Origin of the sequence: Bacillus sp. 95MFCvi2.1, assembly GCF_000374965.1 — a bacterium.
GTDB classification, from domain to species: Bacteria; Bacillota; Bacilli; order Bacillales; family Bacillaceae_G; genus Bacillus_A; species Bacillus_A pseudomycoides.
Genome location: NZ_KB895714.1, coordinates 48367 through 55822 on the forward strand (window position 1 = coordinate 48367; position 7456 = coordinate 55822).

The following is a 7456-nucleotide window of genomic DNA, read 5'->3' on the forward strand; positions in this document are numbered from 1 at the left end:
TTCATGAAAAAGAAATTATTTGCAGCACTCACTTGTGGCGTTATGATGACAGGATTAGCGGCATGTGGATCTAGTGAGAAAACAAGTGCATCAAACGAATCGAAACCGAAACAAGAAGAAAAAAAGGATGATGCAGCAACTTCGTCTTCAAACAGCACACCGAATACAAAGGGGAACACGGAATTAGATAAGGATAAAAAGGAACAGAAATTCGAAGACTTTGCTCTAGAGTATCAGTTAGCTATTGTAATGAGAATGTTTCAGGATGTGACGATTAAGTATGATTATGCGATTGGTAATCCAGAATATTTGTTACAGGATACAATGGATCAGAAGACAATAGATGATATGAAGAATATGTTACAAGAACAGGCAAAGAATAATGATAAACTTTTTAAAGATGAAGTGAATCAAGCGTATACTTACTTAAATCAATCTAAAGTAAGTAATAAAGATGAAATTCAAAAGTTAATTAACGCAGAAAATGAATATTTAAAGATCGTAGACAGATCGCATGTATTGATTCTGTAACGGTTGAGAATGCAAAAGAAAAAAGAAGTGAAATGCAAGCTTTACAACCGGATTATTTAAAAGCAGCAGCTCAAGTAACAACTACTACAATTGAGGTTGCAAAAAATTCAGGAATAGATGAAGAGAGTTTTAGGTCAATTCTTATGAAATTTCTAAAGCAGCCAAAAGATTTATAAAAATCATTCAATCATACAAGAAAAATACAAACTCTAATAATATTTCGTTCTGTATAAAAGGAATGACACCTCGTCTAAACTGAAAAGACGAGGTGTTTTTTATGAAAATCAAACGGAGAATTATCATCACCTTATTATGCTTTACATGCATCATGTTGCTATTGCTTGGAAGATTGGTACAAATACAGCTTATATCTACTGAATCATTTACAGATAAACATATAAATTTAATTGAAAAGAGTGTTACCCAGCGTACACAAGCAGTTACAGTGGATGATGGTAGGGGACGTTTTATTGATCGAAATGGAGTAGAACTTGGTGAAGAAAAGTATTCAGTGTTAATTATTTTTCCATTTCTACAAATAAAAAATGACATGTTAGAGAAAATTGCGCATATCATTAGTGTGCCGGGACAAGACATAAATCTGCAAATGAAAGACAAACGAAAACCATTTATATTTCAAAGAGGTGATAAACCGTTTCAATTAACGAAAGAACAGGTGGAAAAGATTAATCGTGCGGATATGTTAGGCATGGTTGCAACTGAAGTAAGGGTGAAACAAATACCAGAAGCAGAACATTTAATTGGTGCAGTAGGAGAAAACGAGAATGAATTTCAAAAGCGATACGGGGAAATGAAGAAGTTCCCTATTCAAACACCGATTGGTATTTCAGGACTTCAACAATCATTTGATGAATTTTTAATGACTGATGGTGAAACGAAAGTGTTGTATCAAGTAGACAGACAGGGCGAACCGATTTTTGGGAAACGTGCAAAATATACATCTCCTGGAAATCCTTTTTATCCAGTTACGATTCAAACAACGATAGAAAAGTCTTTGCAACAAAAAGCAGAAGAGCTTGTGCAAATGCATGGAATAAAAAACGGTGGATTAGTACTACTTGATGTGAAGAAGAGTGAAATTTTAGCAATGGTGAGTAAACCATCTTTACAGACGAATGATAAGCGTACGTATCAAAAAACGATGGAAAACCAAATGCTAACGCCTCATTTTCCTGGTTCTATTTTTAAAACAGTTGTAGCGGCCGCGGCAATTGATAATGATATAATTCAATCTCATCGTATGTTTAACTGTGATACAGATCCGTATGGCGAAAATACTCCGCAGGTTATGATGGGGAAATTAAGCTTCACAGAGAGCTTTGCTAGGAGTTGTAACAGGACATTTGCTGTGCTTGGTGATGAATTGATGCAAAAGGATAAACATGTAATGGAAACGTATTTAGAAGCGCTAGGAGCGAGTGAGAAGGTAGGATGGAAAGGGCAAGTGTTTCATACGTCTGGGTTTAAACAGTTGATAGAAGAGAAAAAAGCAATTGTTTGGAATGAAGAAGAAACTAAGATGAGTCACAAAGCAATCGCCCAAACGGCGATTGGGCAAAAGGATGTAAGAATATCCCCTTTAGCTGTTGCAAATATGATGGCGACGATTGCAAGAAATGGAGAGAAGAAAGAAGTAAAAGCTGTAAAAGAAATACGGTACAAAAATGGCACAAGATTTTTTCATTTTGAAGATCATAAATTGGAGGGGCGACAACTCTCTTATCATACAGTGAAACAAGTGCAATCACTATTAAGAAAAGTAGTAACGATGGAGAAAGGAACAGGTACTACTTTTCAGTCATTACCGCTATCTGTTGCCGGAAAATCTGGGACGGCACAAACAGGAAAAGGAAATCGTGTAAATCGTTGGTTTGCGGGTTACTTCCCGTATGAAAACCCAAGATATGCGTTAGTAGTTGTTGACTTAGAAACGAATAATGAACAAAATACTGTAACACCGATTTTTAAAGAATTTGTAGAAGAGATTGCTCACTTGGAAAGTAGAAGGTAATCTTGCAATTTATTATCAAATGTTTTCATTTCGTGAAAAAATTACTGTAGTTATTCAACCTTTTAAGATTTAGTGTTACAATAGCAAGTAGGAAAAACTGCATGGAGGTTTGAAGAATGGCAGGAGGATCTAGATTCCAACAGAAACAACAAAAACGTCGTCAAAACGGTGTTTTAAATATTGCAATTGCTATTGTGTTATTAGCAGTACTTGTTGTAGCGTATCAAGTATTCTTTACTTCTGATACAACAGAGCAAGCATCTTCTCCAGACAAGAAAGTATCTCAGCAAACAACGAAAGATAATAAAGCTGAGAAAACGAAAGAGAAAGAAGAAGCTAAGAAACAAGAGCAAGCAGCAGCGAAGAAAAAAGAGGACGAAGAGAAACAAAAAGCTGAGGAAGAAGCAAAAGCAAATGAAAAGACCCCAGCTGAAAAAACACAGCCTAAAGCAACAGATGCTTATACGAAACCTTCTTGGAAGCCAGTTGGTACAACGCAAGGTGCAACACCGGCAATGACATTTCAACAAGGATCAGCAGATTGGAATGAGATGAAACAAGCAATTTCCGCTGCAATCGAAGTTCCAGTGGAACAATTGGTTATTCACCGCATTGGGAATAACGGTAAGCAAAAAGCGTACGGTAATGTTCAAGATAAACAAACTGGTAAAAGATATTATGTAAATATTGATTGGGTAGAAAATGAGGGTTGGAAACCAGCACTTGTTCAAACTCTAAACTAAAAAAGAGAGAGGTTCTTAGAACCTCTCTCTTTTTTAGTTAGCGTAATTTTTTTAATTTAAAATGAACAACTGCGCTGTAATAAGGTCTTTTGCTCTCGGGATCCATAACCATTTGATGAGAAATATGATGAACTTCCAGCATAAGTGCTTTGTTATTGTCAATTTGTTCGTTAATTTTCTTTTCTAAGGAAACTAAGTTTGGTGCTTCAAAAAATTCTACTTTATCTTCCAGCATTTCAAACGTAAATGACACAAAAAACGCTCCTCTCCATATAATCAAGTTAAGTGTAACAAAGAAAAGAAGGAAATACCATTTCCGTTTCAATTGACATTTTCGTAAAGAAAGCATATCATACTGATAAAACCGATAAGAAAAAGGGGAATTTTATATGGGTACAGAATTTAACGGTTTATTTGATGAGTGGGCTCATACGTACGATTCATTCGTACAAGGCGAAGATATACAATATAAAGAAGTTTTCGCTCGTTATGAGGAGATTTTAGAGGATGTAGTAAATAAATCATTTGGAAATGTATTAGAATTTGGTGTTGGCACTGGTAATTTAACAAATAAATTATTACTTGTTGGCCATACTGTTTACGGGATAGAGCCGTCACGTGAAATGCGTACAATCGCAAAGAAAAAGCTACCAGAAGGATTTTCAATTACAGAGGGAGATTTTCTTTCTTTTGATGTTCCCGATTCTATTGATACAATTGTAAGCACTTATGCGTTTCATCATCTAACAGATGAAGAAAAAGATGTAGCAATTGCGAAGTATAGTCAATTGCTTCATAAAGGTGGTAAAATAGTGTTTGCTGATACGATATTTGCAGATCAAGAAGCGTATGATAAAACTGTTGAAACTGCAAAACAAAGAGGTTTTCATCAGTTAGCAAACGATTTGCAAACAGAATACTATACACGTATTCCGATCATGCAATCTATTTTTGAAAACAATGGCTTCCATGTAACATTTACGAGATTAAATCATTTCGTTTGGGTAATGGAGGCAACTAAGCAATAGAAAGAGGGATTAGATTGAGAATTGCTGTAATTGGAGCAATGGAAGAAGAAGTACGTATTTTACGTGACAAATTAGAACAAGCAGAAACAGAAACCGTTGCAGGTTGTGAATTTACGAAAGGAACATTAGCAGGACATGAAGTAATCTTGTTAAAGTCTGGTATTGGTAAAGTAAATGCGGCTATGTCGACGACAATTTTATTAGAGAGATACCAACCTGAAAAAGTAATTAATACAGGCTCAGCTGGTGGATTCCATCAATCTTTAAATGTTGGGGATGTTGTCATCTCAACAGAAGTTCGCCATCATGACGTGGATGTAACTGCATTTGATTACGAATATGGTCAAGTGCCAGGGATGCCACCAGGATTTAAAGCGGATGAAGCACTAATAGCATTAGCTGAGAAATGTATGAAATCCGAAGAGAACATTCAAGTTGTGAAAGGAATGATTGCAACAGGGGATTCATTTATGAGTGATCCAAACCGAGTTGCAGCAATCCGTGATAAATTTGAAAATCTTTACGCAGTAGAAATGGAAGCAGCAGCGGTTGCGCAAGTATGTCATCAATACAAAGTACCATTTGTAATTATTCGTGCACTTTCTGATATTGCTGGTAAAGAATCAAACGTTTCATTTGATCAATTTTTAGATCAAGCAGCTCTCCATTCTACAAACTTTATTGTAAAAGTGTTAGAAGAGTTAAAGTAATGTAACAAAAAGGCAACTGTCTCATATAAAGAAGATACATACAGTTGCCTTTTCTTTATTGGCAAATAAGGAGGAGAACACGATGAAGGTGTATCGTGGAGTTCATGAATTAATCGGTCATACACCGATTGTAGAAATTACTCGTTTTTCACTTCCAGAGGGCGTTCGTTTATTTGCAAAGCTTGAATTTTATAATCCAGGTGGAAGCGTGAAAGATCGCTTAGGAAGAGAATTGATTGAAGATGCACTAGCAAAAGGACTTGTAAAGCCTGGGGGAACAATTATTGAACCGACGGCAGGGAATACTGGCATTGGACTGGCACTCGCAGCACTAGAGCATGATTTACATGTAATTGTTTGTGTTCCAGAAAAATTCAGTATTGAAAAGCAAGAGCTGATGAAAGCACTTGGTGCAACAGTTGTGCATACGCCAACTGAACAAGGAATGACAGGCGCAATTGCGAAGGCGAAAGAATTAGTAAAAGAAATTCCAAATTCATACTCTCCAAGTCAATTTGCAAATGATGCAAATCCACGTGCCTATTTCAAAACATTAGGCCCAGAGCTGTGGGAAGCGTTGGATGGAGAGATTAACATATTCGTAGCAGGTGCAGGTACTGGCGGTACATTTATGGGAACTGCCTCCTATTTAAAAGAACAAAATCGTGAAATTAAAACGGTGATTGTAGAACCAGAAGGATCTATTTTAAATGGTGGTGAAGCAGGTTCACATGAAACAGAAGGAATCGGTCTTGAATTTATTCCGCCATTTTTAAAATCATCATATTTCGATGGAATTCATACCATTTCTGATCGAAATGCATTCAGACGTGTGAAAGAATTAGCGCAGAAAGAAGGCCTTCTTGTTGGTAGTTCTTCAGGAGCAGCATTTCATGCGAGCCTATTAGAGGCTGAAAAGGCAAAACCAGGTACAAATATTGTAACGATTTTTCCAGATAGCAGTGAGCGTTATTTAAGTAAAGATATATACAAAGGGTGGGAATAAAAAATGAGAGCAAAAACAAAGTTAATTCATGGTATTCGCATAGGAGAACCTTCAACTGGATCTGTAAACGTACCGATTTATCAAACAAGTACGTACAAACAAGAAGCAGTTGGTAAACATCAAGGATACGAATATTCACGTACAGGTAATCCAACGCGTTCAGCATTAGAAGAAATGATTGCCGTATTAGAAAACGGTCATGCAGGATTTGCATTTGGTTCAGGAATGGCTGCTATTACAGCAACTATTATGTTATTCTCAAAAGGAGATCATGTCATTTTAACAGATGACGTATATGGCGGAACATATCGTGTGATTACAAAAGTATTGAATCGTTTCGGTATTGAACATACATTTGTAGATACAACAAATTTAGATGAAGTAGCAGAAGCAGTACGTCCAAATACAAAGGCAATTTATGTAGAAACACCAACAAATCCATTATTAAAAATTACAGATATTAAGCAAATTTCTACATTTGCAAAGGAAAAAGGTCTATTAACAATTATTGATAATACATTCATGACGCCATACTGGCAGTCACCAATTTCTTTAGGAGCAGATATTGTACTTCACAGTGCAACGAAATATTTAGGTGGACATAGCGATGTTGTTGCCGGATTAGTTGTTGTTAATAGTGCGCAATTAGCAGAAGACCTTCATTTCGTTCAAAACTCAACAGGTGGTATTCTTGGACCACAAGATAGCTTCTTGTTACTTCGTGGTTTAAAAACATTAGGAATTCGTATGGAAGAACATGAAATAAATTCACGCGCGATTGCTGAGTTTTTAAATAATCATCCAAAAGTTAATAAAGTATACTATCCAGGCCTTGAATCACATCCGAATCATGCATTAGCAACTGAACAAGCGAATGGATATGGTGCAATTATTTCATTCGATGTCGATAGTGAAGAAACGCTAAATAAAGTACTTGAGAAACTGCAGTATTTTACGCTTGCTGAAAGTTTAGGAGCAGTAGAAAGCTTAATTTCTATTCCAGCTCAAATGACACATGCATCTATTCCAGCAAATCGTCGTAAAGAGCTAGGAATTACAGATACATTAATTCGTATTTCTGTCGGTATTGAAGATGGCGAAGATTTAATTGAAGATTTAGCCCAAGCATTAGCATAATAAAAAAGCACTGCTAAAATGAAGTGACCCCTGTCAAGTAGACTGTATTCAAAAAGCACAACTAAGTAACCTGAGTTCTATATTTATATGGACTCAGGTTATTTAATTTCTTTTGAAATCTTTGGTGATTATAAAAGTGTATATATTTGCGCACGGCAAATTTAACCTCATCAGCTTTACGGAAAGAGTATAAATGAAAACACTCTGACTTAAAGTGGCTGAAGAAGTTTTCTATACAAGCATTGTCCCAACAGTTTCCCTTCCGAGAC

Annotated in this window: 8 protein-coding genes and 1 pseudogene; 7 read left to right on the top strand and 2 right to left on the bottom strand. The window is 36.0% G+C overall.

Going from position 1 to position 7456, the window contains the following annotated elements:
• Positions 1-3: 3 nt before the first annotated feature.
• From C568_RS32090 to C568_RS0124400, 3 genes and pseudogenes are all read left to right on the top strand, one after another.
• Positions 4-707, top strand: a pseudogene (locus tag C568_RS32090) (hypothetical protein).
• A gap of 101 nt (positions 708-808) precedes the next feature.
• The gene (locus C568_RS0124395) at positions 809-2563 is read left to right on the top strand and encodes a peptidoglycan D,D-transpeptidase FtsI family protein (RefSeq protein WP_029427706.1); all 1755 of its coding nucleotides are present in this window, start codon (positions 809-811) and stop codon (positions 2561-2563) included.
• Between the two features lie 116 nt (positions 2564-2679).
• Positions 2680-3306 carry a YrrS family protein gene (locus tag C568_RS0124400; RefSeq protein ID WP_006096049.1) on the top strand — a complete coding sequence of 209 codons (627 nt, stop codon included), beginning with the start codon at positions 2680-2682 and terminating at the stop codon, positions 3304-3306.
• A 37-nt stretch (positions 3307-3343) separates the two neighbouring features.
• Here C568_RS0124400 and C568_RS0124405 read toward each other — a convergent pair whose 3' ends face one another.
• On the bottom strand, positions 3344-3559 hold the full coding sequence (locus C568_RS0124405; protein ID WP_000010988.1) for a YrzA family protein: 216 nt from the start codon (positions 3557-3559) through the stop codon (positions 3344-3346).
• Positions 3560-3695: 136 nt separating this feature from the next.
• Between C568_RS0124405 and C568_RS0124410 the strand changes: the two genes are divergently transcribed.
• The 4 genes from C568_RS0124410 to C568_RS0124425 all read left to right on the top strand — a co-directional run bounded on the left by C568_RS0124410 (position 3696) and on the right by C568_RS0124425 (position 7187).
• On the top strand, positions 3696-4334 hold the full coding sequence (locus tag C568_RS0124410; RefSeq protein WP_006096051.1) for a class I SAM-dependent methyltransferase: 639 nt from the start codon (positions 3696-3698) through the stop codon (positions 4332-4334).
• A 14-nt stretch (positions 4335-4348) separates the two neighbouring features.
• Positions 4349-5044, top strand: coding sequence for a 5'-methylthioadenosine/S-adenosylhomocysteine nucleosidase (gene mtnN / locus C568_RS0124415; protein ID WP_003200530.1), 696 nt, complete (start codon positions 4349-4351; stop codon positions 5042-5044).
• An 82-nt stretch (positions 5045-5126) separates the two neighbouring features.
• Positions 5127-6050: an O-acetylserine dependent cystathionine beta-synthase gene (locus C568_RS0124420; RefSeq protein WP_018782994.1), complete on the top strand. Its 924-nt coding sequence runs from the start codon at positions 5127-5129 to the stop codon at positions 6048-6050.
• Positions 6051-6053: 3 nt separating this feature from the next.
• Positions 6054-7187: a bifunctional cystathionine gamma-lyase/homocysteine desulfhydrase gene (locus tag C568_RS0124425; protein WP_018782995.1), complete on the top strand. Its 1134-nt coding sequence runs from the start codon at positions 6054-6056 to the stop codon at positions 7185-7187.
• A gap of 61 nt (positions 7188-7248) precedes the next feature.
• Here the strand turns inward: C568_RS0124425 and C568_RS36555 are convergent.
• A partial coding sequence (locus C568_RS36555; RefSeq protein ID WP_155895717.1) for an IS3 family transposase occupies positions 7249-7456 on the bottom strand: 208 nt, incomplete at its 5' end.

What these genes read in the sequence shown, in the direction of transcription:
- C568_RS0124410 (WP_006096051.1), top strand. Translation starts at nt 3,696, where the DNA reads ATGGGTACAGAATTTAACGGTTTATTTGATGAGTGGGCTCATACGTAC.
- C568_RS0124395 (WP_029427706.1), top strand. Translation starts at nt 809, where the DNA reads ATGAAAATCAAACGGAGAATTATCATCACCTTATTATGCTTTACATGC.
- C568_RS0124425 (WP_018782995.1), top strand. Translation starts at nt 6,054, where the DNA reads ATGAGAGCAAAAACAAAGTTAATTCATGGTATTCGCATAGGAGAACCT.
- C568_RS0124400 (WP_006096049.1), top strand. Translation starts at nt 2,680, where the DNA reads ATGGCAGGAGGATCTAGATTCCAACAGAAACAACAAAAACGTCGTCAA.
- C568_RS0124420 (WP_018782994.1), top strand. Translation starts at nt 5,127, where the DNA reads ATGAAGGTGTATCGTGGAGTTCATGAATTAATCGGTCATACACCGATT.